We start from the raw sequence: 25,353 nt of genomic DNA on the forward strand, positions 1-25,353 counted from the left end.
ACGGGCGGCGTGATGCGGCGGTACGGGCTGCGGTTCGGACTGCTGGGCCCCCCGGTCCTGTACCTGGACACGACCGACGCCCCGGACGCGCCCGACACCTCGACGGCGGCCGACACCCCGGACACGACTCCCGTCCCGACGGCGGCTGACATTCCGGATGCGGCTGACGCCCCAGGCGCGGCCGGAGTCCCGACGGCGGCTGACATTCCGGACGCGGCTGACGTCCCAGGCGCGGCCGGAGTCCCGACGGCGGCTGACATCCCGGACGCGGCTGACGTCCCAGGCGCGGCCGGAGTCCCGACGGCGGCTGACATCCCGGATGCGGCTGACGTCCCAGGCGCGGTCGGAGTCCCGACGGCGGCTGACATCCCGGACGCGGCCGGCGTCACGACCGCGGCTGACGTCCCAGGCGCGGCCGGCGTCACGACCGCGGCCGATCTCCCGTACGACACCGTTCGCAGCCCCAAAGTGCGTGTCCTGCTCGCCGCCCTCCTGCTCGACGCGGGGCGGATCGTCCCCGTCGAGTCGCTCAAGGAGGTGCTGTGGGGCGGCGCGCCGCCCGCGTCCGCGCAGGCGTCGCTGCACAATCACGTGACCCGGCTGCGCCGGCTGCTCGACGACCCGGAGCGGCTGCGGGCCGTGCCGCCCGGCTACCAGCTCAGGGTCGAACAGGGCGAGCTCGACGTCCACGTGTTCGAGCGGCACGTCGCTGCGGCGCGCGGCGCGCACGCCGCCCGGAACTGGGAACGGGTCGTGCGTGAGTGCGCGGCGGCGCTCGCGCTGTGGCGGGGCGCCCCGCTCAGCGGCCTCCCGGTCGACCTGGGCGGATACGCCTTCGTGCGACGTCTGCGGGAGGCCCGGCTGCTCCTGCTGGAGTGGCGCTACGACGCCGAACTCGCCTTGGGCGGAGTGCGGTTCGAGCGCATCGTCCCGGAGCTGTCGGCCCTGGCCGCCGAGTATCCGCTGCGCGAGGCGTACCACCGCCAGCTGATGCTCGCCCTGCACCGCACCGGCCGCCAGGCCGAGGCCCTCGCCGTCCACCGGGACCTGCGCACCCGCCTCGTCGAGGAACTCGGCGTCGAACCGGGCCCGGCGGTCCGCGAGGCCCATGCGGAGGTGCTGGCACCTATGGCCGACGACCTTCTCCCGACCCCGCCCGCGACCCCGACCCCACCCGCGACCTCGACCCCGCCCTCCACCTCGACCCCTGCCACGTCCCCCGGCTCGACCCCCGGGTCCGTCCCGGCCGCCCCGCACGGCAACCCGGCCCAACTCCCCCCACCGCCCGCCCACTTCATCGGCCGCGGCGAAACCCTGCGCCTGCTGCACCGCACCCTCGCGACCACCCCTTCTGCTTCCCCTTCTGCTTCCTCCTCTGCTTCCTCCTCGGCCTCTGCTTCCTCCTTGGCCTCTGCTTCCTCCTCGACCGCATCCGCCCCCTCCGCCCCCTCCACCCCCTTCGCCTCCACCCCCGGCAACGGCGCCACCCCGGTCGTCGTCGTCCTCAGCGGTATGGCCGGCGTCGGCAAGAGCGCGCTCGCCCTGCACGTCGCCCATGCCCTGAAGGAACGTTTCTTCGACGGTCAGCTCTACCTCCACCTGCACGGCGCCACACCCGGCATGGCCCCCCTCGCCGCAGGCCAGGCGCTCGCCGCCCTGCTGCGCGACCTCGGCGCCGAGCCCCGGCACATCCCCGAACGCCCCGACGCCGGCGCCGCGTTGCTGCGCACCCTGCTCGCCCCGACCCGTACGCTCCTCGTCCTGGACGACGCCGCCACCGCCGCTCAGATCCGCCCGCTGCTGCCGGCCGGTCCCGGCTGCGCGGTGATCGTGACCAGCCGTTCGCCGCTGACCGTCCTCGACGGCGCCCACCGCTTTCCGCTTGCGCCGCTGTCGGGCGAGGACAGCGCGGCCCTGCTGCGGGCGGCCTCCGGTCCGGGCGAGGGGCGTGCCGACCTCGACGCGGGCCACCCTCTCGTCGACCTCACCGGTCGCCTTCCCCTCGCCCTGCGCGTCGTCGCCGCCCGGCTCGCCGCGCGCAGCGCCCTCACGCCGGACGCGCTGGCGGGCCAACTGGCCGCGGCGGAGAGCAGGTTGTCCCACCTGGAGTACGACGACCTCAGCGTCCGCCGTTCCCTCGCCGTCGCCCACGACGCGCTCGCCGCCTCCGGACGCGAGGTCGACCGTGACGCGGCCGGCGCCCTCCGCCGGATCGGCGCCCTCGACCTCCCCGCCTACGGCGCCCCCCTGCTGGCCCGCCTCACCGGCGCCGGCGAGGCCCGCGCCGAGGCCGCCCTGAACCGGCTCGTCGACGTGGCGCTCCTGGAGGAACGGGCCTACGGCCGCTACACACCGCACGACCTGGTACGGGACTTCGCGCGCGAACTCGCGGAGTCCGAAGCGGGGGAGCCGGACGGCGGCCCCGAGGCCGTGGACGCGATGCCGACGGCTCTGCACTGGTACGCGGCCATGGCCGAACGCGCCCTCGCCGCCATCGTCGAAGGGGGCCCCGACCAGGACGACCGCCGCCGTCCGACCGCCGCACAGCCGTCCGCCCACGCGACACACGTCGCGGCCGCACCCCCCTTCGCCGGCCCCGAAGAAGCCTTCGCGTGGTGCGACACGGAGCTGGAGAACATCGTGGCGCTGGTGAAGGGCGACGCAGGCGCGACCCCCCTCGTCTCCACCCTCCTCCGCCTCCTCTTCCCCTACCTGCAACGGCGGGGCCGGGTCGCCGAGATGGAGGTGCTCGGGCGGACCGCGCTACGCGTGGCGCGACGGCTCGGGGACGAGGCCGCCGAGGCCTACGCCCTGGGCGACCTCGCCGGCCTGCATTTCCTGACCGGCCGTCAGCAGGATGCCCTCGACCTCAACGACCGGGCCCTGGCGATCTGGCGGCGGCTCGACCGGCTTTCCTGGGTCCGGCGCTGCCTCAACAACCGGGGGCTGCTGCTGGAGGGCCTCGGACGGTACGAGGAGTCTGGTGCGGCGCTGCGCCAGAGCCTCACGTACTCACGGCAGTTGAACGACCCGCACGGCGAGGCCGTCACCCACAGTCACCTCGGCAACCTGTACGAGCACACCGACCCGAGGGCCGCCATCGAGCAGCACCGGCGTTCCCTCGCGATCGGGGACGCGATCGGCGCCGTCATCGTGCAGCACTCGGCGCACTGCAACATCGGCTACGCCCACCTCACCCTCGGCGAACCCGCTGCCGCCTGGCCGCACTTCGAGGAGAGCCTGCGCATCCTCGGCGGTCTCGGCGACTGGCACGGCGAGTCCCAGGCCCGGCTGGGGCTCGTCCGCGCCCTGCGACCGCTGGGCCGCACCGAACGCGCGCTGGCGGAGTGCGCCGAACTGCTGCGCCGCGCCGACGCCCGCGCCGACCGCTACACCGGCGGTCTCGCCCGGCACCAGCACGGTCTTCTGCTGCGGGACCAGGGGCGTATCGAGCAGGCGTACGAGGAGTGGCGGGCGGCCCTCGCCGCGCTGGCCGGGACGGACGAGCAGGCCGTCGTACGGGAGCTCAGGGAGCTGCTCGCCGGTGAAGGCTGATCACTTCGCGTCGGCATAGCACTCCACCACCGCCGTAGTGAACGGAAACCGTACCGGCGTCTCCCCGAACGTCAGCCGCCCGGCCAGGTCGGACGCCTCCCGGATGGCGGCGACGACCCGTTCCGCCTCCTCCTCGGGACAGTGCACGATCACCTCGTCGTGCTGGAAGAAGACCAGTTCCGCCGCCATCCCCGCGCAGGCCTGCCGCAGTGCGGCGAGCAGCAGCAGCGCCCAGTCGGCGGCGCTGCCCTGGACGACGAAGTTGCGGGCGAAGCGGCCCCGCGCGCGTGCGTTGGTCGAGGCGTACCCGGGAACCCACTGCCGGTCGTCGGAGAGCTCCTCCTCGCCGGCCGGGCCACCGGAGTCGACGGGGATGCCCGCCTCCTCCGCCGCGCCGTCGCCCGCCCCGGCCGCCGGCGGGCAGGTCCGCCCCAGCCAGGTGCGCACGAGCCGGCCCTCCTCGCCGGCCTTGGCCGCCTCGTCGACGTACGCCACCGCGCGCGGGAAGCGGCGGCGCAGTGCGGCGAGGTTCTTCAGACCGTCCCCGGAGGTCTGGCCGTAGACCGCGCCGAGGACGGCGAGCTTGGCCTGGGCGCGGTCGCCGGAGAAGGCGCGGTCGGAGACGGACTGGTAGAGGTCGCTCTCCCGGCCCGCGACCTCCATCAGCCCGGGGTCGCGGGAGATCGCCGCCAGCACCCGCGGCTCCATCTGGTCGGCGTCGGCCACCACCAGCCGCCACCCGGGGTCGGCGACCACGGCCCGCCGGATGACCTTGGGGATCTGCAGGGCGCCCCCGCCGTTGGTCACCCAGCGCCCGGTGACCGTGCCGTGGGCCAGGAACTCCGGCCTGAACCGACCGTCGCGCACCCAGTCCTGCAGCCAGGACCAGCCGTGGGCCACCCAGATGCGGTACAGCTTCTTGTACTCGATCAGCGGCTTCACGGCCGGGTGGTCGAGGGACTCGATCTCCCAGCGCCGGGTCGATTTGACCCGGATCCCGGCCTGCGCGAAGGCCTTGACGACGTCGGCGGGCAGGTCGGGACGGACGCGGCGCCCGAAGGCGGCCGACACCTCGTCCGCCAGCTCGGCCAGCCGCCGGGGCTCGCCCCCGCCCGCGTACCGCTCGCCGAGCAGGTCCTGCAGGACCGCGCGGTGCACGTCCGCGCTCCACGGCAGCCCGGCCCGGTTCATCTCGGCGGCCACCAGCATCCCCGCCGACTCGGCCGCCGTCAGCAGCCGCATCCGCGCCGGGTGCTCGGCCCGCTCGTGCCGCCGCTGCTGCTCGGCGTAGACGGCGAGGAGGTCGTCGAGGGGCAGCCGGACGGCGGTGTCCTGCGCCTCGAACAGCGAGGACTGCGCACCAGGGGCGGCGGAGCGCTGCGGCGGATCCGGCGGTACGGGGCCGCCGCGCAGCCGGGCCAGCGCGGCGGCCGCCGAGCGGGGCTCGCCGGAGTGCCCCTCGTGGCCCAGGAGGAGGGTCTCGGCGTCCTCGACGTCGTAGCACCGCTCTACTCGCACCCCCGTGGCGAGCAGCCGCGGATACACCTCGGCCGTGGAGCGCCAGACCCAGCGGGTGACGTCGGGCCGCTCGCGTACGGCCCGCGCCAGGTCCGCCTCCCGTAGCACCGGACCGGCGGGCAGCCCGCCGGGACCGAGGGGGGCGAGTTCCACGCCACCGTCCTCGGCCGGAGCGAGTGCCCACCGGTCGGCCATGCTGCGAGTGTGGCAGGGGGGTCTGACAACGGCCCTCAGCCGCCGTCCTGCTGTCCCTTCTCCTCCTGCCCCTCCTCCTGCTGCTTCGAGGTGATCAGGGCCAGGACCTTCGCGATGTACCGCTCGGTGCCGGGCTTGTCGACGCCGAGGCCGCTGAGGACGCCCTCGCCGTTCTCGAACTCCAGCAGCGCCAGCAGGATGTGCTCGGTGCCGATGTAGTTGTGGCCGAGGCGGAGCGCCTCGCGGAAGGTGAGTTCCAGGGCTTTCTTGGCGTCCGGGCCGTACGGGATCAGCTCGGGCACCTCTTCGGCGGCCGGGGGGAGCGCGGCGGTCGCGGCCTCGCGGACCGCGTCCAGGGTGACGCCCTGGTCGACGACGGCCTTCGCCGCGAGGCCCTCCGGCTCGGCGAGCAGCCCGAGGACCAGGTGCGCGGGCAGTCCCTCCGCGTTGCCGGCGGCCTTGGCCTCGTTGTGGGCGGCCATGACCACGTTCCGCGCGCGCGGGGTGTAGCGGGCGAAGCCCTGGCTGGCGTCGAGGTCCGCGGACTCCTTCGGCACGAAGCGCTTCTGCGCGGCCTGCCGGGTGACCCCCATGCTGCGGCCGATGTCGGTCCAGGAGGCGCCCGAACGGCGGGCCTGGTCGACGAAGTGCCCGATGAGGTGGTCCGCCACGTCGCCCAGGTGGTCGGCGGCGATGACGGCGTCCTGGAGTTGGTCGAGCGGCTCGGGGTGGACCTTCTTGATGGCGTCGATGAGGTCGTCCAGACGGACGGATGAGGTGGTGACGGGCCGCGGATTCGTCATGTGTCAACCCTAGGTTGACAGCGCACGGGTGTCAACCCGAGGTTGTCACCCACTCGCCCGCGCGCGGGAACCGCCGCGCCCCCGTGGCACGATCGACCGGTGAGCAGCACCAGCACCGGCGACAACCCGCCCGGCACCGTCGACCGCGCCTTCCAGGCCGCCCTCTACGACGCCGCCGACGACGCCCTCGACACGGGCGCGTCGCTCCTGGCCGCCGACCCCGCGGCGGACGCCGAACTCGCGCGGCGGGGCGCGGAGTTCGTGGCGGCGCTCTGGCGGCGGGGCTGGCAGCCCGCGGACGTCGTGCGGATCGTGCGGCGCGACCTGGACGGCGTCCACGTCATCCTTGCGGCGGAGCTGATGCGTGCCCACGCGCGGGACGACCGGCCGCGCGGCGGGCGCTGGGCGGCCCAACTGGCGGAACTGCCCGCCGGCGGCCCGCCGCAGACCGACCGCTTCTCGCAGGCCACCGCGGTCCTGGAGCTCTACCGCCTGCTGCTGCGCCTGCCCGCCCTCGAACCCCTCCAGGAGCGGGAGGCCCACCGAGCTCACCAGGCTCACCAAGCCCACCGGGGGCAGTCCGGCCGCAGTGACCACTCCCGCATGCTCACCCGTATCCGGGCGCTGCTCGCCAAGGCCGAGGCGACGGGCTTTCCGGAGGAGGCGGAGGCGCTCACGGCGAAGGCGCAGGAGCTGATGGCCCGGCACAGTGTCGACGAGGCGCTGCTCGACGCCCACGCGCCGGCCCCGGACGCCCCGGGAGCCTGCCGGATCGGCGTCGAGCCGCCGTACGAGCAGGCCAAGGCGGTGCTGCTGGACGCGGTCGCCGACGCGAACCACTGCCGGGCGGTGTGGAACGAACCCTTCGCCTTCTCCACGGTCGTCGGCTTCGAGGCCGATCTGGAGGTGGTGGAGTTGCTCTACACCTCGCTGCTGGTGCAGGCGCAGTCCGCGATGGCGAAGGCGGAGGCCGCCCAGCGGGCGGGCGGCCGCAAGCGGACCAAGACGTTCCGGCAGTCCTTCCTCGCCGCCTACGCCCACCGCATCGGCGCCCGTCTCGGCGAGGTCACCGCCGCCGCCGAGACGCAGGTGGCGGACGAGCTGCTGCCGGTCCTCGCCTCCCGCGAGGTCGCGGTCACCGCGGCGACGGACCGGATGTTCCCGGAAACGGTCTCCACCCGCCTGCGCGGCGTCACCGACGGGGCGGGCTGGGCCGAGGGCGCGCTGGCGGCGGACCGGGCCCGGGTGCAGTCCCGGCCCCGGCTGCGCTGAGGCCCCTTGGGCGGTCTCCGGCGGGGCGGGCTGGGCCGAGGGCGCGCTGGCGGCGGACCGGGCCCGGGTGCAGTCCCGGCCCCGGCTGCCCTGACGCCCCCGGCGCGGGTCAGTACGCGACGGGTCAGTCGCCGGCCTGCTGGAAGGCGCTGACAGTCGCGTCCGGCACGCCCTCGCTCTTCAGCGCGACGTCGCCGTACGACCACGGGAAGCTCTCGGTGGCCGAGGCGCCCGGCAGGCCGTACTTCACGGTCTTGACGGCGAGGCTCTTGTCGCCGCTGCCCTCGCCGCGCACATAGGTGATCGTGAAGGAGGCGGTGCCCTGCGCCGGGAGGGTCAGCGGCTGCGCCTCGGCGGCCGCGTCCTTGGCCACGGTCGCGGAGGCGCCGTCGGCCTGGAGGTCGACCGCGGGGAAGCCGGTCAGGGTGCACTGTTCACCCTTGTTGGTGAACGTGACGGTGACGTTGCCGGTGTCCCCGGCGGCGGGCGCGGCGTTGACGGGGCCGACCTCCCGGCCGAGGTCGGCGGCGGCGCAGGCAGATCCGGCGGCGCCGCCGGAGGAGGCGGAGCCGGACGCCTTGCTCTTCTCGTCGCTGCCGGAGCCGCTGTCGTCCCCGCCTCCGCAGGCGGTGAGGAGCAGGGCCGCGGTGAGAGCGGTGACGGTGATGGGAACGGCGCGCATGAGTGGTCCCTCGGGTTTCGTGACGGTGCTCGAAGGATCATCACGCACGCGCGCGGGCATTCCGCGCGCGCCCCCGTCCTTGTGACCGCTTCGCTACGGGAGCTGTCCGATGCCGGTCGTCGGCAGCCCCGACGGCCACTGGCCGCCCTCCGCCTTGGTGAACGTCTCCTTGCCGGCCGCGCCCGACCAGGTGACCTCCAGGGACTTGCCGTCGACGGCGTCGACCATGCCGGTCGTGCGGTCGTCCTTCCCGGTGGTGCACTTGAGATGGATCATCCGCATGCCCGCCTCCTCACCGGCGGTCCCGCTGCACACGGTCCCGCCGGTCACGAAGAGGGCGGCCTGCTTCCCGGTGATGATCAGGGCGACGGGCTTGCCCTCCGTCGTGGCGAGCCAACTGCCCTCCAGCGCGCCGGAAGCGGAGACGGGGGCGGAGCCCGTCGCACCGCCCGTGCCCCCGCTGTCCGCGGTCGCCGCCGTCGTCGGCGTGGCCGAGGAGGCGTCGTCGGACCCGCCGTCGCCACTGCACGCGGTCAGCGCGAGCGCGCCCGCCAGCGTGACGGCCACGGCCGCTGCCCGCACCGGCCGACGGGACGCGCCCCGCGAGAAGATCGCCGAAGTCACTGCAAGCTCCCAAGCTGTAGCCGGCCGGCCCGGCGGGCCCGATCGGCCCGGCCGCTTCCGGTCGTCGACTGGAAGCGGCCGCAGGGACCGCAGGAACCACCGTGCCGGTATGACCGCAGCAAGCTACCAGCAAGCCTCAGCAGCACCCTGGGGGCGGCCTGTGATCCAAGGCCTGCGGCATGATCCACACGACGGGCCCTACCAGGACGACTTCCGTACCCCCGGCAGATACCCCGCGTGCGCCTGCTCCCGCAGACCCACGCGGGACAGCCCGAACGTCCGGAAGTACCCGCGCGGGCGCCCGTCGACCTGGTCGCGGTTGCGCACGCGCGTGGCGCTGGCGTCGCGCGGCTGGGCGCGCAGCTCCCGCTGTGCCGCCTCCCGCTCCGCGTCGGTCGACGACGGCCGCCGGATGATCTCCTTCAGCTCGGCCCGTCGCGCCGCGTACCGCGCGACGATCTCCTGCCGCCTGTCGTTCTTCGCGATCTTGCTCTTCTTCGCCATCAGATCCGCACCCCCCGCGCGCGGATGCGCGCCACGGCCGCCTCGACGCCGATCGCGTCGACGGTCTTGATCCCCTTCGTGCTCAGTCGCAGCCGTACGTACCGGCCCTCGCTCGGCAGCCAGTACCGCTTGGACTGGATGTTCGGGTCGAAACGGCGCGAGGTGCGCCGGTGGGAGTGGGAGATGCGGTTGCCGAAGCCCGGCTGGGCGCCGGTCAGCATGCAGTGCGCGGACACGGGTGACGTACCTCTCCTCGATCGATGTCGGGATCCATGGTGCTAATGGAATTCATTTTCAGTAAGATAGCAGCATGGCACGCAACGAACTCCGCCCGGTCATCAAGCTCCGGTCCACGGCGGGATCGGGCTTCACCTACGTGACCCGCAAGAACCGCCGTAACGACCCGGACCGCATGACCCTGCGCAAGTACGACCCCGTCGTCGGCCGTCACGTCGACTTCCGAGAGGAGCGCTGAACCACCGCCATGCGCAAGGGAATCCACCCGGCCTACGGTCCCGTCGTCTTCCGTGACCGCGCCGCGAACCACGCCTTCCTCACCAACTCCACGTTGGCCGGCGGGACGGCGACCGAGAAGACGATCGAGTGGGAGGACGGCAACGCCTACCCGGTCGTCGACGTCGAGATCTCGAACATCAGCCACCCCTTCTACACCGGCACCGCCCGCGTCCTGGACACGGCAGGCCGCGTCGAGCGCTTCGAGCGCCGCTACGGGAAGCGGGGCGGGGCGTGAGCCTGTCGGTCGTGATCGTCGGCGGGCTGCACGCCGACGCCCGCCGGGCGACGGTCGCGCGCCTGCTCGCCGACGTCCCCGGCAGCGTCGTCCTCCACCACGACCTCGCGACGGCCGCGGCGGGCACGGTCGTACGGACGATCAGCGACGCCACCGGCATCCTCTCCGCCGGTGAGGCGCCCCTGGTCGACGACTGCGCCTGCTGCGCACTGCGCGAGGACCTCGTGCCCGAGCTGCGCCGCCTCGCCGGCGACGGCGCCACGCATCTCGCGGTCGTCGAACTGTGGGACTCCGTCGAGCCCAAGGCCATGGCCGAGGTGGTCGTGGCCGGCGGGCTCACGGTCACCGGCGTCGTCACCGCCGTCGACCCGGCATTGCTGCTGCCGTACCTCGGCAACGGCGACGACCTCGCCGACGTCGGCCTCGCCGCGGCCGCCACCGACCGGCGCACCGTCGCCGACACCTTCGCGAGGCAGCTGGAGTACGCCCCCGTCCTGGCGGTCGTCGACTCCGAGGAGGCCGACGACGAGGACCGCGAGCTGCTGGCCCAACTGCACCCGACCGCCCGCCAGGTCCGCATCGCCTCGGCCGGCCCTGCGGACGCACGCTCGCCCCTCGCGCGGGCGGTGCTGGCCGGCTTCGACGTCGAATCGGCCGCCGCCGCCCAGCATCCGGCCTGTGCGCTGCTTCCCGCCGAGGCCGACGCGCACGGTGTGAGCACCTACGTCTGGCGCCGGCGCCGTCCGTTCCACCCGGAGCGGCTGTACGCGGCGCTGGAGGACCTGACCTGCGCCGCCGCCCGCAGCCGGGGCCGGTTCTGGCTCGCCGACAGGCCCGACGTGCTGCTCCACTGGGACGCGGCGGGCGGCGCCCTGTGCGTGGAGTCGGCGGGGCCCTGGCTGGCGTCCCTCCCGGACGCGGCCTGGGACGAGGTCGCGCCGATGCGCCGCGCCGCCGCCGCGCTCGACTGGCACCCCGAGCACGGCGACTGCTGCCAGCACCTGGTCTTCACGTCCCCCGGCCTCGACCGCGACGGACTCGCCAGGCTCCTGGAGTCCTGCCTGCTCACGGACGCCGAGTACGCCGCCGGCCGGGCCGCCTGGAAGCGGTTGCCGCCCGCCTTCGACACCCTCCTGGAGGTCTGACCCCATGCCCCGCAAGCCCGACCGCAAGCCCGTCAAGTCCCGCCCCAACCCCCTCGACCAGGCGGGCATCACCTACATCGACTACAAGGACACCGACCTCCTGAGGAAGTTCCTCTCCGACCGGGGCAAGATCCGCAGCCGCCGCATCACCCGCATCACCGCCCAGCAGCAACGCCAACTCTCCCGAGCCGTCAAGAACGCCCGGGAAATGGCCCTCCTGCCGTACAGCACCGCCCGCTGACCCGAACCCGCCGTGGGGCACACCTCTCCCACCCGGCCTCGCGAACCGGCGCCGCCGGGCGCCCCGGGCGCAGCCCACTCCGGCTCCCGCCCCGCCGTCCCGTGTCCGATACGCGCCCACTGCGTCCACCCGGCCCCCGCCCACAAGCGCCCTCAGCCGTACTCTCGCCCCCACCACCGACGTACATCACCACCCTCATTCATACGAGGAAAGTCACCTCTACCGTCTACTCGGCTCGGTCGGCTGCCTCATCACCTCCCCGGTGAGCGGCCGACCCCGTCCTCATGCACCGAGCCGTCCCAGCGCCACCCCCACGGCCGACCTCACCGTCGTACGCGGGGGTGGCCTGTGTCGTCGTCGGGCGTCGTGGCCAGGGGGTGTTCCTGTCCGACGCGGGGGAGTGGGGTTGTGCGGGCAGGGGCCGGTGGGACGGGCGCCGGGGGTTTTCGAAGGTGGCGCGGGGGACGGCGCACGGCCCGAGAGCGGACCGGCGGTCGGCGTACGGCCCGGCGTCGGGCGGTGCGGTCGCACATCCGGAGGCTCCGGGTACGCCGTCGAACGGATGCCCGGCCTCCGCCGGAACGGTGTCCCTCGGGCGGGTTCCGAGGGCGTCCGCCGACCCTCCGTCGGCGATCCGTTGTCGTGCCGACGGAACACGATGGCCGTGGCGCGCGTCTGTTCCTAGGACACGAGTGGTTCGATCCGGACGACTTTCACGGGGACTCCACGACCTCCGGTGAATCGAACGAGTCGGGTAAAGCGGGCGTCAAAGCTGTAACCGCACAAGCACCCCGCGTGCACGTGCATCTGCTCATGCGACTGCACATGAACGGGGTTATGATCCGGGACAGTTGACCACGGCACCAATGGCCACACGGGCCACACGAGCCAGCGCACCACCAGGGAGCGACCTGTGGACCACGACGTTGACGGGGGGCACGACGTGTACAACGGCATGACGGCCACACAGCTGTACGGGGTTGCCTGGCAGAAGAGCCGGCACAGCAACTCGCAGGGTTCCTGCGTGGAGTTCGCGCGCCTGCCGGGCGGCGACGTGGCCGTGCGCAACTCGCGTTTTCCGGACGGCCCCGCGCTCGTCTACACGCGGGCCGAGATCGAGGCGATGCTGCTCGGCATCAAGGACGGCGAGTTCGACCACCTGATCGCGAGCTGACGTCCCCGGACGCCCCGTGCGCCGTCGCCGTCACGGTCACCGTCGTGTCGTAGTGCACATCGGAAATGTCCGCTGAAAACAGTTCACAACGCGCGTAGAACCGCGGCGCCAGGGCGCGCCGCGGTTCGTCATTCGGCGGGAGTGTGCAGCCGGAACAGCGCCCAGACCACCTTGCCGCCCAGGCTGCCGGAGAGCGGGTGCCAGCCCCAGCTGTCGGCGAACGAGTCGACGAGGAACAGGCCGCGGCCCGACTCCGCCGAGAAGTCCTCGCCCTCACGGGGCAGGGGACTGTCGTGGCTGGGATCGCGCACCGCGCACACGAGCCGCTCGGTCCACCGCATCAGGTGCAGCCGCACGGGCGGATGCTGATCCGTCATGCACGGCCCGTCGTCCGGGGACAGTCCGTGTCTCAGCGCGTTGGTCACCAACTCCGAGACGACGAGACAGACGTCGTCGAAACGGTCGCCCACGTCCCACTGGCCGAGGGTCCTCTTGGTGAACTGGCGGGCTTCGCGCACCGCTTCGAAGCGGGCGGGCAGGGCGCACGAGGCGGCGTTGGACACGGCCGCGGGATCAAGCGGCGGAAGGCCCTGCCGTAACGGCTCGAGCATGGTCGATCCATTCGTCCCCATGCGAGGCACTCCCGGGATTCGCGGTCGTTGCGATGCAGCGGTGGCGCGGGACCATGGTTTCTGATGCGCACTGCGGATGCAAGGGCAGATGCACGTGCACGTGACCGAAATGGACCCGCCCGTACCGCTTCTTGGCCATTTTTTCCGCCAACTTCTCGCTCATGCAGGGGCACTTCTCTTGCTTTCCCCTCACTCTTCCCACGCATCGCTCTGTGCGTATCCTTTGGCCTCTTTCCATCACTGTAATCAGACGAGTACTGCTCGAAGTGTTTTAGTGGCAGACTGCGGCCCCTAGGACGGGTTGGGGAGGCTGGCGAACGTGAGCGCGGGAGAGCCCGGATCGGTGGTGCGGCGGATGCTGCTCGGCTCGCAACTACGGCGGCTGCGTGAGACACGGGGCATCACGCGCGAGGCGGCCGGATACTCGATCAGGGCGTCGGAGTCGAAGATCAGCCGCATGGAACTGGGCCGGGTGAGCTTCAAGACCCGGGACGTGGAGGACCTGCTGACGCTGTACGGCATCACGGACGACACCGAGCGCCAAGCCCTCGTCGGACTCGCCCGCGAGGCCAACGTGGCGGGCTGGTGGCACAGTTACTCGGACGTCCTGCCCAACTGGTTCCCCACCTACGTCGGCCTGGAGGGCGCGGCCGCGCTGATCCGGGCGTACGAGGTGCAGTTCGTGCACGGCCTGCTGCAGACCGAGGCGTACGCCCACGCGGTCGTCAGCCGGGGCATGAAGGGCGCGAACGCGGCCGACATCGACCGGCGCGTGGCGCTGCGCCTGGAGCGGCAGAAGTACCTCGTCGCCGAGAACGCCCCCGACTTCCACATCGTCCTCGACGAGGCCGCCCTGCGCCGTCCCTACGGCGACCGCGAGGTGATGCGCGGGCAGCTCCAGCATCTGATCGACGTCTCAGAACGCCCCAACGTGCGGTTGCAGGTGATGCCGTTCAGCTTCGGCGGGCACTCCGGTGAGTCCGGCGCGTTCACCATCCTGAGCTTCCCGGAGTCCGACCTGCAGGACGTCGTCTATCTGGAGCAGCTCACGAGCGCGCTCTACCTGGACAAGCGCGAGGACGTCGCCCAGTACGAACAGGCGCTGACGGAGCTCCAGCAGGACAGCCCCGGACCGGACGAGAGCCGGGATCTGCTGCGCGGACTGATCCAGCTGTCGTAACGGCCTTCTCCACCAACTCCCCTGAAACACCCGTACGATGACGTGTGATCAGTACGTGATGCCGAGCGATCACAGCCGATCGCAGCAGGGGATTGAGGGTTCACATGTCGTCCTACTTCACCGACCTGGCCCAGCAGTACATCGACGGTAAGTGGCGTCCGGGGACGGGGTCCTGGGACATCATCACCGTCAACCCCTACAACGACGAGAAGCTCGCCTCGATCACCATCGCCACCGTCGACGAGGTCGACGAGGCCTACCGTGCCGCCGCCCGAGCCCAGAAGCAGTGGGCCGCGACCAGCCCCTACGCCCGCCGCACGGTCTTCGAGAACGTGCTGCGCCTGGTGGAGGAGCGCGAGCCGGAGATCAGCGCGATCCTCGTCGACGAGGCCGGCGGCACGCTCGGCAAGGCCGCCTTCGAACTCCACCTCGCCAAGGAGTTCCTGCGCGAGTCGATCCAGCTGACGCTGCGCCCCGAGGGCCGCATCCTGCCCTCGCCGACCGACGGCAAGGAGAACCGCGTCTACCGCGAGCCGGTCGGCGTGGTCGGTGTGATCAGCCCCTTCAACGTCCCGTTCCTGCTGTCGCTGAAGTCCGTCGCCCCCGCGCTGGCCCTCGGCAACGGCGTGGTGCTCAAGCCGCACCAGAACACCCCCGTCGCCGGCGGCGCCGTCATCGCCAAGCTCTTCGAGGACGCCGGTCTGCCCCCGGGGCTGCTGAACGTCGTCGTGACCGACATCGCCGAGATCGGCGACGCCTTCCTGGAGCACCCGATCCCGCGGGTCATCTCCTTCACCGGCTCCGACACGGTCGGCCGGCACGTCGCCACCGTCGCCGCCTCGCACCTCAAGCGGTCCGTCATCGAACTCGGCGGCAACAGCGCGTTCGTCGTCCTGGACGACGCCGACCTCGACTACGCGGTCGACGCGGCCGTCTTCAGTCGCTTCGTCCACCAGGGCCAGGTCTGCATGGCCGCCAACCGCATCCTGGTCGACCGCTCCGTCGCCGACGAGTTCACCGAGAAGTTCGTCGCCAAGGTGAAGACCCTCAAGGCCGGCGACCCGCGCGACCCGCAGACTGTCATCGGCCCGCTGATCAACTGCTCGCAGGCGGAGGCTGTCTCGGGGGTCGTGACGCAGGCGATCGCCGCGGGCGCGAACGCGCTCCTGCACGGCACGACCACCGACAACGTCGTCGAGCCCTCCGTGCTGGCCGGCCTCCCCGCCGACTCCCCCCTGCTCCGGCAGGAGGTCTTCGGCCCGGTCGTCTTCCTCAACACCTTCGACGGCGAGGACGAGGCCGTCCGCCTGGTCAACGACACCCCGTACGGCCTGAGCGGCGCGGTCCACACCGCCGACGTCGAGCGGGGCGTCGCCTTCGCCCGGCAGATCGTCACCGGCATGTTCCACGTCAACGACTCCACCGTCCACGACGAGCCGATCGTCCCCTTCGGCGGCGAGAAGAACTCCGGCGTCGGCCGTCTCAACGGCGAGACGACCGTGGAGGCCTTCACCACCACGAAGTGGATCTCGGTCCAGCACGGCCGCAGCGGCTTCCCGTTCTGAACGCGACCGGGGCGGGCCCCCGCGCATCGGGGCGCCCGCCCGGCACGCCCTAACCTGGGCACATGTCAGCGATCCGTCTTCTCGTGCTGGGCGCCGTGCGTCAGCACGGGCGGGCCCACGGCTACCAGGTGCGCGGCGACCTGGAGTACTGGGGCGCCCATGAGTGGTCCAACGCCAAGCCGGGCTCGATCTACCACGCCCTGAAGCAGATGGCGAAGCAAGGGCTGCTGCGCGAGCACGAGACGGCCCCGTCCACCGCGGGCGGCCCGCCGCGCACCGAGTACGAGATCACCGAGGCCGGCACCGAGGAGTACCTCAAGCTGGTACGCGAGGCGCTGACCTCGTACGACCAGAAGATGGACATGAAGACGGCGGCCATCGGCGCCGTGGTCGACCTCCCGCGCGCGGAGGCCGTGTCGCTCCTCAAGGAGCGCATCCGCCGCATCGAGGAGTGGCGCTCCGCCGTCACCGAGCACTACGTCCCCGAGGACGGCCCGGAACAGCTGGGCCACATCGGCGAGATCATGAACCTCTGGATCCACACGGCCGACGCGGACGCCGAATGGACCCGCGGCCTGATCGCCCGGATCGAGGGCGGGGCGTACGCCTTCGCCGGGGAGGGCGAGCCGTTCGTCGGTGTGCTGGCCAAGGGCCAGGAGAACCCGTACGCGACGGGGGAGCGCCATCCGGGGGACTCCCGCTGATCGAGCTCACTAATCAAGTTTGACGAGTCGCGGACTCGCAGTTACCTTGAATTGCGAGCAAGTAGTCAACTTTGACTAGGGATTAGGTCGGCGAGCGAGTTGGGGGACCGTCCATGCACGGCACGGCGATCACCGTCGAAGACGTACGCAAGAGGTACGGCGACACACAGGCACTGGACGGACTCGACCTCACGGTCGCCCGGGGCACCGTGCAGGGGGTGCTCGGACCGAACGGCGCGGGCAAGACGACCCTGGTCAGGATCCTGTCCACGCTGCTGCGACCGGACTCCGGGCGCGTCGAGGTGGCCGGCCACGACGTGGTGCGCCAGGCCCGCGAGGTCCGCCTGCGCATCGGCCTGCTCGGCCAGTACGCAGCCCTCGACGAGGAACTGGGCGGCCGGCAGAACCTGGAGCTGTTCGGCCGCCTCCACCACCTGGGCGCCCGCCACGCGCGCGTACGCGCCGCCGAGCTCCTGGAGCGCTTCGACCTCACCGACACCGGACGCAAACCCGTCCGCGCCTACAGCGGAGGCATGCGGCGCCGCCTGGACCTGGCCGCCTCCCTCATCGGCAGCGGGGACGGCGCCGACCCCGAGGTCCTCTTCCTCGACGAGCCGACCACCGGCCTCGACCCCCGCGGGCGCGCCGAGGTGTGGTCCGCGGTCCGCTCGCTGGTCGGCGGCGGGACGACGGTCGTGCTCACCACCCAATACCTGGAGGAGGCCGACCAGCTCGCCGACCGCATCTGCGTCGTCGACCGGGGCCGGGTGATCGCCGACGGCACGGCGGACGAGCTGAAGGCGCTCGCCGGCGGCGACCGCATCGACGTCGTCCTGCGCGACGCGGACCACCTGGACGCCGCCCTCGCCCTGCTGCCCCTGCCCCGGCAGGACGTCACCGTGGACCCCGACCGCCGACTGCTCAGCGCCCCCGTCACCGACCGCATGGCCGCCCTCTCCGGCGTCGTCCGCGCCCTGGAGGAGGCCGGCCTCGACGCGGAGGACGTGGCCCTGCGCCGCCCCACGCTGGACGAGGTGTTCCTGCACCTCACCGGTGACGACGCCCGTACGGCTGACCGCACCGACGACGACCGCACGAAGGAGGCCGTGTGACCACGTACGCGCTGACCGATTCCTGGACCATGACCCGGCGCGAACTCGCCCACTGGGCAAGGCAGCCCGGCCGACTGGTCGTCGGGCTCGTCTTCCCGGTGATGCTGCTGCTGATGTTCGGCTACCTGGTCGGCGGCGGCCGTGGCGTGAGCGGCGACTACCTCGACTACCTGATGCCCGGCATGCTCGCGCTCACCATGGCCTTCGGTCTGGAGGGCACGATGCTCGCCGTCACCCAGGATCTGAACAAGGGCGTCATCGACCGGTTCCGCGCGATGCCGATGGCCGACGGCGCGGTCCTGGTGGGCCGTTCGGCGGCCGACATGCTCCAGTCGGCCGTGGGCCTGGCCGTGCTGATCGCCGTCGGCCTCGCCCTCGGGTGGCGCCCCCAGGGCGGACCGGGCGCCTTCCTGGGCGCGGTGGGTCTCCTCCTCCTCTTCCGTTTCGCGATGCTGTGGATCGGCATCCAGCTGGCGCTGGTGGCCGGGAAACCGGAGATGGTGCAGGCCGTGCAGATCCTGGTCTGGCCGGTCGGCTTCCTCTCCAACGCCCTCGCCGCCCCCGCCTCCATGCCCGACTGGCTGGGCACGGCCGTCGAGTGGAACCCGATGTCCCGCACGGCGACAGCGGTACGCGACCTGTTCGACGGCACGGGCGCCGACCCGGGCCATCTGTGGACGGCGGTCGGCTGGCCGCTGGCCCTGCTGGCGGTCTTCTTCCCGCTGGCGGTCCGCAAGTTCGCCCGCATGAGCCGCTGACGCCCGCACGAGCCGCGGCTGCCCGGGGCCGGTGGCGGCCGACACCGGGACGGCCCCGCGGGTCAACCTAGTGGTGGAACCCGGTCGCCACCCCCTTGTCCCGCGTCGACGGCCCCGACTGCCGCCGCAGCTCCGGCAGCAGCCGGGTCAGGTCCTCCACGAACAGCTCGGCGAGGTCCTCCGAGAAGCCGTTTCTGCACACGACCCGCAGGGCGGACAGGTCCTCCCGGTTCGGCGGGAAGGTGTAGGCGGGAACCAGCCAGCCGTTCTCGCGTAGCCGCCGGGAGACGTCGAACACGTCGTATGCATCCACGCCCGGCGCCGTCGTGAAGGCGAACACCGGCAGTTGGTCGCCCCGGGTGAGAAGCCGGAAGTCCTCGAGCGCCTCCACCCGGTCGGCGATGCCCCGGGCCACATCCCGCGTGGTCTGCTGCACCGCACGGAAGCCGTCGCGGCCCAGCCGCAGCAGCGTGTAGTACTGCGCGACGACCTGCGCGCCCGGCCGGGAGAAGTTGAGCGCGAAGGTCGGCATGTCGCCGCCCAGGTAGTTCACCCGGAACACCAGCTCCTCCGGCAGGGCCTCCTTGTCGCGCCACAGCGCCCAGCCGACCCCCGGGTACACCAGCCCGTACTTGTGCCCCGAGGTGTTGATGGACGCCACGCGCGGGAGGCGGAAGTCCCACACCAGGTCCTCGTCTAGGAAAGGAGCGATCATCGCGCCCGATGCGCCGTCCACATGCACCGGAATGTCGAGGCCGGTCCGCTCCTGGAGGGCGTCCAGGGCCGCGCACAGCTCGGCGATCGGCTCGTAGGACCCGTCGAAGGTGGAGCCGAGGATGCCGACGACCCCGATGGTGTTCTCGTCGCACAGCTCGGCCGCGGCCTGTGGGTCGAGGTGGAACCGGTCCCCCTCCATGGGTACCTGACGGGTTTCCACCTCCCAGAAATTGCAGAACTTCTCCCAGCAGACCTGCACGTTGACGCCCATCACGAGGTTCGGGCGGACATCGCGCGCGGGATAGCGATCGGCGTTGCGCTGCGCCCACCGCCGCTTCATCGCCATCCCGGCGAGCATGCACGCCTCGCTCGAGCCCGTCGTCGAACACCCCACGGCCGCCGACGGGTCGGGCGCGTTCCACAGGTCGGCGAGCATCGCCACACACCGCCGCTCCAGTTCGGCGGTGCGCGGATACTCATCCTTGTCGATCATGTTCTTGTCGCGGCACTCCGCCATCAGCACCGCGGCCTGCGGCTCCATCCACGTGGTGACGAAGGTGGCCAGGTTGAGCCGCGCATTGCCGTCCAGCATCAGCTCGTCGTGCACGAGCTGGTACGCGGTCGACGGCGGCATCGGCGCGTCCGGCAGCCGGTGCTTGGGCGGCGCCTCGGTCATACCGCCCAGCGGATTCGCCTCGCCGTAGAAGGGGTTCACGGACAGGGGGCGCTCGTCGGGCTTCTTGGGGCCTTCGTGGAGGGGCATGGCTTCTTCTCCTGACTGAGGAGCGACGAGCGCCGGGTGGCGTTCTACCGCTTCATCGGATCGAGGGGCCTGATCGGTTCACGCAGTCATCGGTTCACGCAGTCACAGCACCGCCGTTCCGCCGTCGCGCAACCGCATCTGCGGCCGCCCCGTCACCAGCGGCCAGGCCGGCAGCGAGGCGACGCACAGCAAGACGGTGATCGCGGGCGCGGCGACTGTTCACGGCGGCCGTGAACAGACTTACCCAGCCCTGCCGGGTGACGGCCAGGAGCACCCCCAGCGCGCCGGCCGCCACGCCCACCGCCGGATGCGCCCAGGGCACGAGGGCATGCGCGGTGAGGCCGAGGCCGAGGCCGAGGGCGACGCCCACGAACACGGACGGGAGGATCCGCCCACCCCGGAAACCGCAGGACGCGGCGACGAGCAGCGCCGTCAGCTTCACCACCGTCATCGTCGCGAACGGTCCGGCCGACCAGCCCTCGGGATCGGCCGCGAGCTCCCCGACCTCGTCCAGCCCTCTGAAGAGCGTCAGATGGCCGCCCAGAGCCCCCAGCAGGCCCAGGACGAGTCCGCCGGCCGGCAGCGCCGGCATCGGGTGTCCCAGCCGCCCCAACGCGCCGTGCACGTACGGGAAGGCGCGGACGGCGTACACGCCGAGCGCCGCGCCCGCCGACGCGACCACCAGCGACGCCGGCAGGTCGCCCCACCCGGGCCGCCCGAACGCGGGCAGATGCAGGTCGAAGGCCGGCTGGGCCACCAGGGTGGTCGTCATCGAGCCGCCCGCGGCGGCGACCAGCGGCGCGCAGACGTCGTCCCACTGCGCCCCCTCGGTCTGCCGCCCCGCCAGCGCCTCGGAGACAGCAGCGCCGCCGCGACAGGTGTCCCGAACAGCGCGCCGATCGTCGCCGCCTCCGCCGGCGCGGGCCACAGCCCGCCCGGCAGCCGGGGCATGAGCCTGCCGCCCAGCCAGAAGGCGAGCCCCACGTTCACGGCGATGACCGGGTTCTCGGGGCCCAGGCTCGGCCCGCCCGCCGGCATCAGCGCGGCCGCCGCCAGCAGCCCGGGCAGCACGGCCGGCGGGAGCACGCGCGCCTCGAGCCCCGTCGTGGCCGGATCCGGCCCGGCGTGCCCCGGCGCCTGCCACACCATCAGCCCCACCAGCACGCCGGTCGCGGTGAGCATGACGAGCATCCACAGCACCGAGTACCGGCCCACGCCGAGCGCGTCCGGCAGATTCCGCCACGACAGCAGGCTCGCCGGCACGCCGACGACGAGAGCGGGCAGGATCAACGGCAGCAGAGCGCGTGCCGGAGTCGCCGGAGCGAAAGGCGCCTGCCGCGCGGTGTCCTGGGTCACGGGCTCACGATAAGCGTGCGTAACGGGACGAACACCTTGAAAAGGGTCACTCGGGGGCGGGGCTTGCACCTCACGCGACGTGAGGACGCACCGTGGAGCGCGTACCGAGAAGGGAGCGGACGAAGTGAGCTACTCCGTAGGACAGGTCGCCGGATTCGCCGGAGTCACGGTGCGCACCCTGCACCACTACGACGACATCGGCCTGCTCGTCCCCGGCGGGCGCAGCCACGCGGGCCACCGGCGCTACGAGGACGCCGACCTCGACCGGCTGCAGCAGATCCTGTTCTACCGGGAGCTCGGCTTCCCGCTCGAGGAGGTCGCGGCCCTGCTCGACGACCCGGCGACCGACCCGCGCGCGCACCTGCGCCGCCAGCACGAACTGCTGACCGCGCGGATCGAGAAGCTGCAGAAGATGGCCGCGGCCGTGGAACACGCCATGGAGGCACGCAAGATGGGCATCAACCTCACCCCCGAGGAGAAGTTCGAGGTCTTCGGCGACAAGGACCCCGAGCAGTACGCCGAGGAGGCGGAGCAGCGCTGGGGCGGCACCGAGGCCTACGCCGAGTCCCAGCGCCGCGCCGCCGGCTACACCAAGGACGACTGGAAGCGCCTGCAGGCCGAGGTCGACGACTGGAGCGAGCGCTACGCCGGCCTGGTGGCCGCAGGCGAGCCGCCCACCGGCGGGACGGCGATGGACATGGCCGAGGAGCACCGCCGGCACATCAGCACATGGTTCTACGACTGCCCGCACACGATGCACCTGTGCCTGGGGGAGATGTACGTCTCCGACGAACGCTTCAAGGCGTTCTACGACTCCATGCACCCGGGCCTCGCCGAGCACCTGAAGGAGGCGATCACGGCGAACGCGGCCCGACGGACTTCGTAAGGAGACGCCCCTGTGGTCCTGGTCCAGGGCCTACTCCTGGACCAGGACCACCGCCGTCCCGTACGCGCACACCTCGGTGCCCACGTCCGCCGCCTCCGTCACGTCGAAGCGGAACATCAGCACGCCGTTGGCTCCACGCACGCGTGCCTGCTCGACGAGGCGTTCCATGGCCTGGTTGCGGGTCTCCACGAGGGTCTTGGTCAACCCCTTGAGCTCGCCGCCGATCATCGACTTCAGGCCCGCTCCGATCTGGCTGCCCAGGTGCCGTGAGCGCACGGTCAACCCGAAGACCTCACCGATGACCTGCTGCACCCGGAACCCGGGTACGTCGTTGGTGGTGACGACCAGTACGTCCGGCTGAGGGCCCTGCCCGCCGCCGTAATCTTCGATGCCCATGGCTCACAGCCTTGTCCCAGTCGGGGCACAGCGCATCCTGGAGGCACCCGTGGAACCTGGGGCGGGCACATTGCGTTGATAGCTTTGTGCGGCCGTACCAAGGACGCCGTACTTCCCCCACCCGTAGGAGCCCGGAACCGTGACGACTCTTGCCCTCGGGCCGAGCTGGCTGGACCCCAACTATCTGCTCGACACCTACAGCATCTGGGGTCTGCTGCTCATCGTCTTCGCGGAGTCGGGTCTGCTGATCGGGTTCTTCCTGCCGGGTGACTCGCTGTTGTTCACCGCCGGCCTGCTGATCACGTCGAACCAGCTGGACTTCCCGCTGTGGGGGGCGATCGCCCTCATCTGCGTCGCCGCGATCCTGGGCGACCAGGCGGGTTACATGTTCGGCAAGAAGGTCGGCCCGTCGCTCTTCAACCGCCCGGACTCCCGCCTCTTCAAGCAGGAGAACGTCACCAAGGCGCACGAGTTCTTCGAGAAGTACGGCCCGAAGTCCCTGGTCCTGGCCCGCTTCGTGCCCATCGTTCGCACGTTCACGCCGATCATCGCCGGCGTCAGCGGCATGAAATACCGCTCGTTCCTGATCTTCAACGTCATCGGCGGCGTCCTGTGGGGCGCGGGCGTGACGCTGCTCGGTTCCTGGCTGGGCAAGATCGACTTCGTCAAGGTGAACATCGAGGCGATCCTCATTCTGATCGTCCTCGTCTCCGTGATCCCGATCATCATCGAGTTCCTGCGCGCCCGCTCCCAGGCCAAGAAGAACCCCCCGCAGGCCGCCCCCGCCCAGCAGCAGCCCCCGGTCATGGACGACGCGACGACCCAGCTCCGCCGCATCGAAGAGCCCGCTCCGTACGGCAACCGCGCCTACGACCAGAACCAGGGCTACCAGAACCAGGGCCACCAGGGTCAGAACCAGGGCCAGGGCCACCAGAACCAGGGCCACCCGAACGACTACTACGGCGGTCAGCAGCAGTACCCGCAACAGCAGCAGTACCCCCAGGACTGGCAGCAGCAGCCCCAGCAGCAACCCCAGGCCCAGCCTCAGCAGCAGCAGTACCCGTACAACCAGAACCAGGGCTACTAGAAGCGCTCCTGAGGGGCGCGGGGCGTCGCTCAGAACCCCCGCGTCCTCTTGGCGGCCCGCCGCTTTTCCGCGGAGCCGATCCGCAGGAACAGCCGCGACACCTCGGATCCCAGGTTCACGCCGATGGCGATGGCCATGGCCAGCGCAGCGGCCTTGGTGAGCGACACCAGCCCCGCGTCCACCTCGTTCTGCGCGATCGCCAGCAGCCCGAAATACGTCGCCGACCCCGGCAACAGGGGCCCGATCGCGGCGGTCGTGTACGGCAGGGCGGACGCGAACCGGTACCGCGAGAGCAGCTGCCCGAACAGTCCCACCACTCCCGCCGCGACGGCCGTGGAGGCCACCGGCGAGATCTCTCCGGTGTAGCGCATCGCGCCGTACACCGACCAGGCCACACCGCCGTTCAGCGTCACGGCGAGCACGGTGGATCGTTCCTGCTGGAGCAGCACCGCGAACGTCAGCGAGAGCAGCATCGAGGCCCCGATCTGCCACAGCGGGTGCTTGCCGATGCCCAGGGCCGTGTCGGGGTTGAGATGGGCGCCGAGCTGCACGCCGACGTAGAGCATCACCAGCACCCCGACGACGATGCCCACGAAGAAGTACATGACCTCCAGCAGGCGGGCGGCAGCGGTGATGTAGAAGCCCGTCAGACCGTCCTGGACGCCCGCCACCAGCGCCCGTCCGGGCAGCAGCGCGAACAGCCCACCGGTGATGACCGCGGAGGCCTCCACGTCGACGTGACCCAGCGTCAGCGCGATGCCTATCGCGGCCGGCGGCATCGCGGCGACCAGGAACTGGTAGAACTCCGGCAGCCCGCGCCCCGCGCAGAGCCACGCCAGCCGGTCGCCGAGCATCGCGCCGAGCGCGGCCGCGACGAACACGATCACGTCACCGCCGACCAGTACGGAAGCCGCGCCCGCGAGCAGTCCGCTCGCCGAGGTCAGCACCCAGGTCGGGTACGGGTGCCGGTTACGGCGCATCTCCGCGAGCCGCCGGTAGGCCTCCTCCAGGGAGAGGTGGGTCTCCGGGTCGCTCAGGTCGTCCACGAGCCGGAAGACGGCCGCCAGGCGCGTGTAGTCGGTGCCCCGGCGGCGCACGGTCCGCGACGCCGTCACCGGGTCCTCCACCAGGGACGGCTGGTACGAGATGGACAGCAGCGTGAAGGTGACGTTCGGCTCGCAGCGGTCGAGCCCGTAGGAGCGGCAGACGGCGAACATCGCGGCCTCCACGTCCTCGGCGCCCTCTCCGCCCGCCAGCAGCAACTCGCCGATGCGCAGCGTCAGGTCGAGCACGCGCGGGACGGCCGGGCCGCCCTCCTCCGCCTTGGGGCCGGGCTCCGGCGCGGGCCGTTCGGCCACCGGCATCCGCAGCATGGTGCGCATCCGGTCCTGCCAGGGCACGTCCTTGGTCAGACTCACCATCGGCACGCCGGCGGCGGGCGTGAAGGCTGCCGGGGCCTGTCGGGCGCTGTACGTGCGCGGCAGGCTGAACGCCGATCCCTCGGCCTCCGCGGCGGCCTGCTGCCCCACGTCCAGGCCCTGCGGAACGGCGAACTCCGAGGTGGTCTCCGACTCAACCCCGGTCTTCGGGACGGCCAGCCCCGCCGGGATCGCGAACTCGGACGTGATCTCGGGGTCGAATGCACTCCTCGCCTCGTCCGACTGCGGCTTGCGGTCATCCGCCTCCGACACTCAGCAACGCTCCCTGAACGACACCTTCCGTAGGCCCTCAGT

The 25,353-nt window shown here is 72.0% G+C and carries 24 protein-coding genes and 1 pseudogene; 14 read left to right on the forward strand and 11 right to left on the reverse strand.

Translation table 11 applies throughout. The features are described 5' to 3' along the window. The first annotated feature begins 12 nt into the window (after positions 1–12). Positions 13–3,555 carry a BTAD domain-containing putative transcriptional regulator gene (locus tag ACIBAF_RS28520; RefSeq protein ID WP_399466887.1) on the forward strand — a complete coding sequence of 1,181 codons (3,543 nt, stop codon included), beginning with the start codon at positions 13–15 and terminating at the stop codon, positions 3,553–3,555. On the opposite strand, the gene ACIBAF_RS28525 is transcribed toward ACIBAF_RS28520, so the two are convergent. Beyond that, positions 3,556–5,268, reverse strand: coding sequence for a bifunctional 3'-5' exonuclease/DNA polymerase (locus ACIBAF_RS28525; protein ID WP_399466764.1), 1,713 nt, complete (start codon positions 5,266–5,268; stop codon positions 3,556–3,558). Positions 5,269–5,303: 35 nt separating this feature from the next. Continuing rightward, positions 5,304–6,071 (reverse strand): Clp protease N-terminal domain-containing protein, encoded by a 768-nt coding sequence (locus ACIBAF_RS28530; protein WP_399466765.1) that lies wholly within the window; start codon positions 6,069–6,071, stop codon positions 5,304–5,306. A 99-nt stretch (positions 6,072–6,170) separates the two neighbouring features. Here ACIBAF_RS28530 and ACIBAF_RS28535 point away from each other — a divergent pair, with 99 nt between their 5' ends. Then, entirely contained in the window at positions 6,171–7,343 is a 1,173-nt protein-coding gene (locus ACIBAF_RS28535) for a DUF2786 domain-containing protein (RefSeq protein WP_399466766.1), read from the forward strand. Between the two features lie 124 nt (positions 7,344–7,467). Here ACIBAF_RS28535 and ACIBAF_RS28540 read toward each other — a convergent pair whose 3' ends face one another. From ACIBAF_RS28540 to rpmB, 4 genes are all read right to left on the reverse strand, one after another. Next, positions 7,468–8,025, reverse strand: a complete 558-nt coding sequence (locus ACIBAF_RS28540; protein WP_399466767.1) for a DUF4232 domain-containing protein — start codon at positions 8,023–8,025, stop codon at positions 7,468–7,470. A 93-nt stretch (positions 8,026–8,118) separates the two neighbouring features. Next, positions 8,119–8,649 carry a hypothetical protein gene (locus ACIBAF_RS28545; protein WP_399466769.1) on the reverse strand — a complete coding sequence of 177 codons (531 nt, stop codon included), beginning with the start codon at positions 8,647–8,649 and terminating at the stop codon, positions 8,119–8,121. Positions 8,650–8,847: 198 nt separating this feature from the next. Further along, a complete protein-coding gene (gene rpsN, locus ACIBAF_RS28550) occupies positions 8,848–9,153 on the reverse strand; it encodes a 30S ribosomal protein S14 (protein ID WP_399466770.1) in 306 nt (101 codons plus the stop codon). Further along, positions 9,153–9,389: a 50S ribosomal protein L28 gene (gene rpmB, locus ACIBAF_RS28555; RefSeq protein WP_399466772.1), complete on the reverse strand. Its 237-nt coding sequence runs from the start codon at positions 9,387–9,389 to the stop codon at positions 9,153–9,155. The genes rpsN and rpmB overlap by 1 nt, the downstream gene beginning before the upstream one ends. 74 nt (positions 9,390–9,463) lie before the next feature. Between rpmB and rpmG the strand changes: the two genes are divergently transcribed. The 5 genes from rpmG (at position 9,464) to ACIBAF_RS28580 (ending at position 12,464) form a co-directional block, all read left to right on the forward strand. Beyond that, positions 9,464–9,628 carry a 50S ribosomal protein L33 gene (gene rpmG, locus ACIBAF_RS28560; protein WP_399466773.1) on the forward strand — a complete coding sequence of 55 codons (165 nt, stop codon included), beginning with the start codon at positions 9,464–9,466 and terminating at the stop codon, positions 9,626–9,628. A 9-nt stretch (positions 9,629–9,637) separates the two neighbouring features. Next, positions 9,638–9,904 carry a type B 50S ribosomal protein L31 gene (locus ACIBAF_RS28565; protein WP_399466775.1) on the forward strand — a complete coding sequence of 89 codons (267 nt, stop codon included), beginning with the start codon at positions 9,638–9,640 and terminating at the stop codon, positions 9,902–9,904. Continuing rightward, complete coding sequence (locus ACIBAF_RS28570; protein ID WP_399466776.1) at positions 9,901–11,049, forward strand: CobW family GTP-binding protein; 1,149 nt, start codon at positions 9,901–9,903, stop codon at positions 11,047–11,049. The genes ACIBAF_RS28565 and ACIBAF_RS28570 overlap by 4 nt, the downstream gene beginning before the upstream one ends. 4 nt (positions 11,050–11,053) lie before the next feature. Beyond that, positions 11,054–11,290, forward strand: a complete 237-nt coding sequence (rpsR, locus tag ACIBAF_RS28575) for a 30S ribosomal protein S18 (RefSeq protein WP_399466777.1) — start codon at positions 11,054–11,056, stop codon at positions 11,288–11,290. A 913-nt stretch (positions 11,291–12,203) separates the two neighbouring features. Continuing rightward, positions 12,204–12,464, forward strand: a complete 261-nt coding sequence (locus ACIBAF_RS28580; RefSeq protein WP_079660715.1) for a DUF397 domain-containing protein — start codon at positions 12,204–12,206, stop codon at positions 12,462–12,464. 128 nt (positions 12,465–12,592) lie between these two features. Here the strand turns inward: ACIBAF_RS28580 and ACIBAF_RS28585 are convergent, their stop codons facing one another. After that, on the reverse strand, positions 12,593–13,075 hold the full coding sequence (locus ACIBAF_RS28585) for an ATP-binding protein (protein ID WP_399466778.1): 483 nt from the start codon (positions 13,073–13,075) through the stop codon (positions 12,593–12,595). Between the two features lie 376 nt (positions 13,076–13,451). Here ACIBAF_RS28585 and ACIBAF_RS28590 point away from each other — a divergent pair, with 376 nt between their 5' ends. The 5 genes from ACIBAF_RS28590 to ACIBAF_RS28610 all read left to right on the forward strand — a co-directional run bounded on the left by ACIBAF_RS28590 (position 13,452) and on the right by ACIBAF_RS28610 (position 18,415). Continuing rightward, on the forward strand, positions 13,452–14,276 hold the full coding sequence (locus tag ACIBAF_RS28590) for a helix-turn-helix domain-containing protein (RefSeq protein ID WP_399466888.1): 825 nt from the start codon (positions 13,452–13,454) through the stop codon (positions 14,274–14,276). Positions 14,277–14,380: 104 nt separating this feature from the next. Further along, complete coding sequence (locus ACIBAF_RS28595; RefSeq protein ID WP_399466779.1) at positions 14,381–15,841, forward strand: aldehyde dehydrogenase family protein; 1,461 nt, start codon at positions 14,381–14,383, stop codon at positions 15,839–15,841. Positions 15,842–15,903: 62 nt separating this feature from the next. Further along, on the forward strand, positions 15,904–16,545 hold the full coding sequence (locus ACIBAF_RS28600) for a PadR family transcriptional regulator (RefSeq protein WP_399466780.1): 642 nt from the start codon (positions 15,904–15,906) through the stop codon (positions 16,543–16,545). 113 nt (positions 16,546–16,658) lie between these two features. Then, positions 16,659–17,657 carry an ATP-binding cassette domain-containing protein gene (locus ACIBAF_RS28605; protein ID WP_399466781.1) on the forward strand — a complete coding sequence of 333 codons (999 nt, stop codon included), beginning with the start codon at positions 16,659–16,661 and terminating at the stop codon, positions 17,655–17,657. After that, the gene (locus ACIBAF_RS28610) at positions 17,654–18,415 is read left to right on the forward strand and encodes an ABC transporter permease (protein WP_399466782.1); all 762 of its coding nucleotides are present in this window, start codon (positions 17,654–17,656) and stop codon (positions 18,413–18,415) included. Before ACIBAF_RS28605 ends, ACIBAF_RS28610 begins: the two co-directional genes overlap by 4 nt. Before the next feature lie 67 nt (positions 18,416–18,482). On the opposite strand, the gene ACIBAF_RS28615 is transcribed toward ACIBAF_RS28610, so the two are convergent. Together ACIBAF_RS28615 and ACIBAF_RS28620 are read right to left on the reverse strand one after the other, a co-directional pair. Next, on the reverse strand, positions 18,483–19,895 hold the full coding sequence (locus tag ACIBAF_RS28615) for a glutamate decarboxylase (RefSeq protein ID WP_399466783.1): 1,413 nt from the start codon (positions 19,893–19,895) through the stop codon (positions 18,483–18,485). 102 nt (positions 19,896–19,997) lie between these two features. Further along, a pseudogene (locus tag ACIBAF_RS28620) lies at positions 19,998–21,251 on the reverse strand (ion channel protein). Positions 21,252–21,375: 124 nt separating this feature from the next. Here ACIBAF_RS28620 and ACIBAF_RS28625 point away from each other — a divergent pair. Further along, entirely contained in the window at positions 21,376–22,137 is a 762-nt protein-coding gene (locus ACIBAF_RS28625) for a MerR family transcriptional regulator (protein WP_399466784.1), read from the forward strand. A 30-nt stretch (positions 22,138–22,167) separates the two neighbouring features. On the opposite strand, the gene ACIBAF_RS28630 is transcribed toward ACIBAF_RS28625, so the two are convergent. Next, positions 22,168–22,533 carry a YbjQ family protein gene (locus ACIBAF_RS28630; protein WP_399466785.1) on the reverse strand — a complete coding sequence of 122 codons (366 nt, stop codon included), beginning with the start codon at positions 22,531–22,533 and terminating at the stop codon, positions 22,168–22,170. A 139-nt stretch (positions 22,534–22,672) separates the two neighbouring features. On the opposite strand from ACIBAF_RS28630, the gene ACIBAF_RS28635 reads away from it, so the two are divergent. After that, positions 22,673–23,620 (forward strand): DedA family protein, encoded by a 948-nt coding sequence (locus tag ACIBAF_RS28635; RefSeq protein ID WP_399466786.1) that lies wholly within the window; start codon positions 22,673–22,675, stop codon positions 23,618–23,620. 29 nt (positions 23,621–23,649) lie between these two features. Here the strand turns inward: ACIBAF_RS28635 and ACIBAF_RS28640 are convergent, their stop codons facing one another. Then, positions 23,650–25,311 (reverse strand): threonine/serine exporter ThrE family protein, encoded by a 1,662-nt coding sequence (locus tag ACIBAF_RS28640; protein ID WP_399466787.1) that lies wholly within the window; start codon positions 25,309–25,311, stop codon positions 23,650–23,652. Between the last annotated feature and the right edge of the window lie 42 nt (positions 25,312–25,353).

The organism is Streptomyces sp. NPDC051677 (genome assembly GCF_044453465.1).
Taxonomy (GTDB): domain Bacteria; phylum Actinomycetota; class Actinomycetes; order Streptomycetales; family Streptomycetaceae; genus Streptomyces.

Bases quoted from the DNA above. Each gene is read 5' to 3' on its own strand.
- ACIBAF_RS28585 (WP_399466778.1), bottom strand. From the start codon at position 13,075: ATGCTCGAGCCGTTACGGCAGGGCCTTCCGCCGCTTGATCCCGCGGCC.
- ACIBAF_RS28595 (WP_399466779.1), top strand. From the start codon at position 14,381: ATGTCGTCCTACTTCACCGACCTGGCCCAGCAGTACATCGACGGTAAG.
- ACIBAF_RS28600 (WP_399466780.1), top strand. From the start codon at position 15,904: ATGTCAGCGATCCGTCTTCTCGTGCTGGGCGCCGTGCGTCAGCACGGG.
- ACIBAF_RS28590 (WP_399466888.1), top strand. From the start codon at position 13,452: ATGCTGCTCGGCTCGCAACTACGGCGGCTGCGTGAGACACGGGGCATC.
- rpsR (WP_399466777.1), top strand. From the start codon at position 11,054: ATGCCCCGCAAGCCCGACCGCAAGCCCGTCAAGTCCCGCCCCAACCCC.
- ACIBAF_RS28520 (WP_399466887.1), top strand. From the start codon at position 13: ATGCGGCGGTACGGGCTGCGGTTCGGACTGCTGGGCCCCCCGGTCCTG.
- ACIBAF_RS28565 (WP_399466775.1), top strand. From the start codon at position 9,638: ATGCGCAAGGGAATCCACCCGGCCTACGGTCCCGTCGTCTTCCGTGAC.
- rpmG (WP_399466773.1), top strand. From the start codon at position 9,464: ATGGCACGCAACGAACTCCGCCCGGTCATCAAGCTCCGGTCCACGGCG.
- ACIBAF_RS28530 (WP_399466765.1), bottom strand. From the start codon at position 6,071: ATGACGAATCCGCGGCCCGTCACCACCTCATCCGTCCGTCTGGACGAC.
- ACIBAF_RS28525 (WP_399466764.1), bottom strand. From the start codon at position 5,268: ATGGCCGACCGGTGGGCACTCGCTCCGGCCGAGGACGGTGGCGTGGAA.
- ACIBAF_RS28540 (WP_399466767.1), bottom strand. From the start codon at position 8,025: ATGCGCGCCGTTCCCATCACCGTCACCGCTCTCACCGCGGCCCTGCTC.
- ACIBAF_RS28630 (WP_399466785.1), bottom strand. From the start codon at position 22,533: ATGGGCATCGAAGATTACGGCGGCGGGCAGGGCCCTCAGCCGGACGTA.
- rpsN (WP_399466770.1), bottom strand. From the start codon at position 9,153: ATGGCGAAGAAGAGCAAGATCGCGAAGAACGACAGGCGGCAGGAGATC.
- ACIBAF_RS28605 (WP_399466781.1), top strand. From the start codon at position 16,659: ATGCACGGCACGGCGATCACCGTCGAAGACGTACGCAAGAGGTACGGC.
- ACIBAF_RS28615 (WP_399466783.1), bottom strand. From the start codon at position 19,895: ATGCCCCTCCACGAAGGCCCCAAGAAGCCCGACGAGCGCCCCCTGTCC.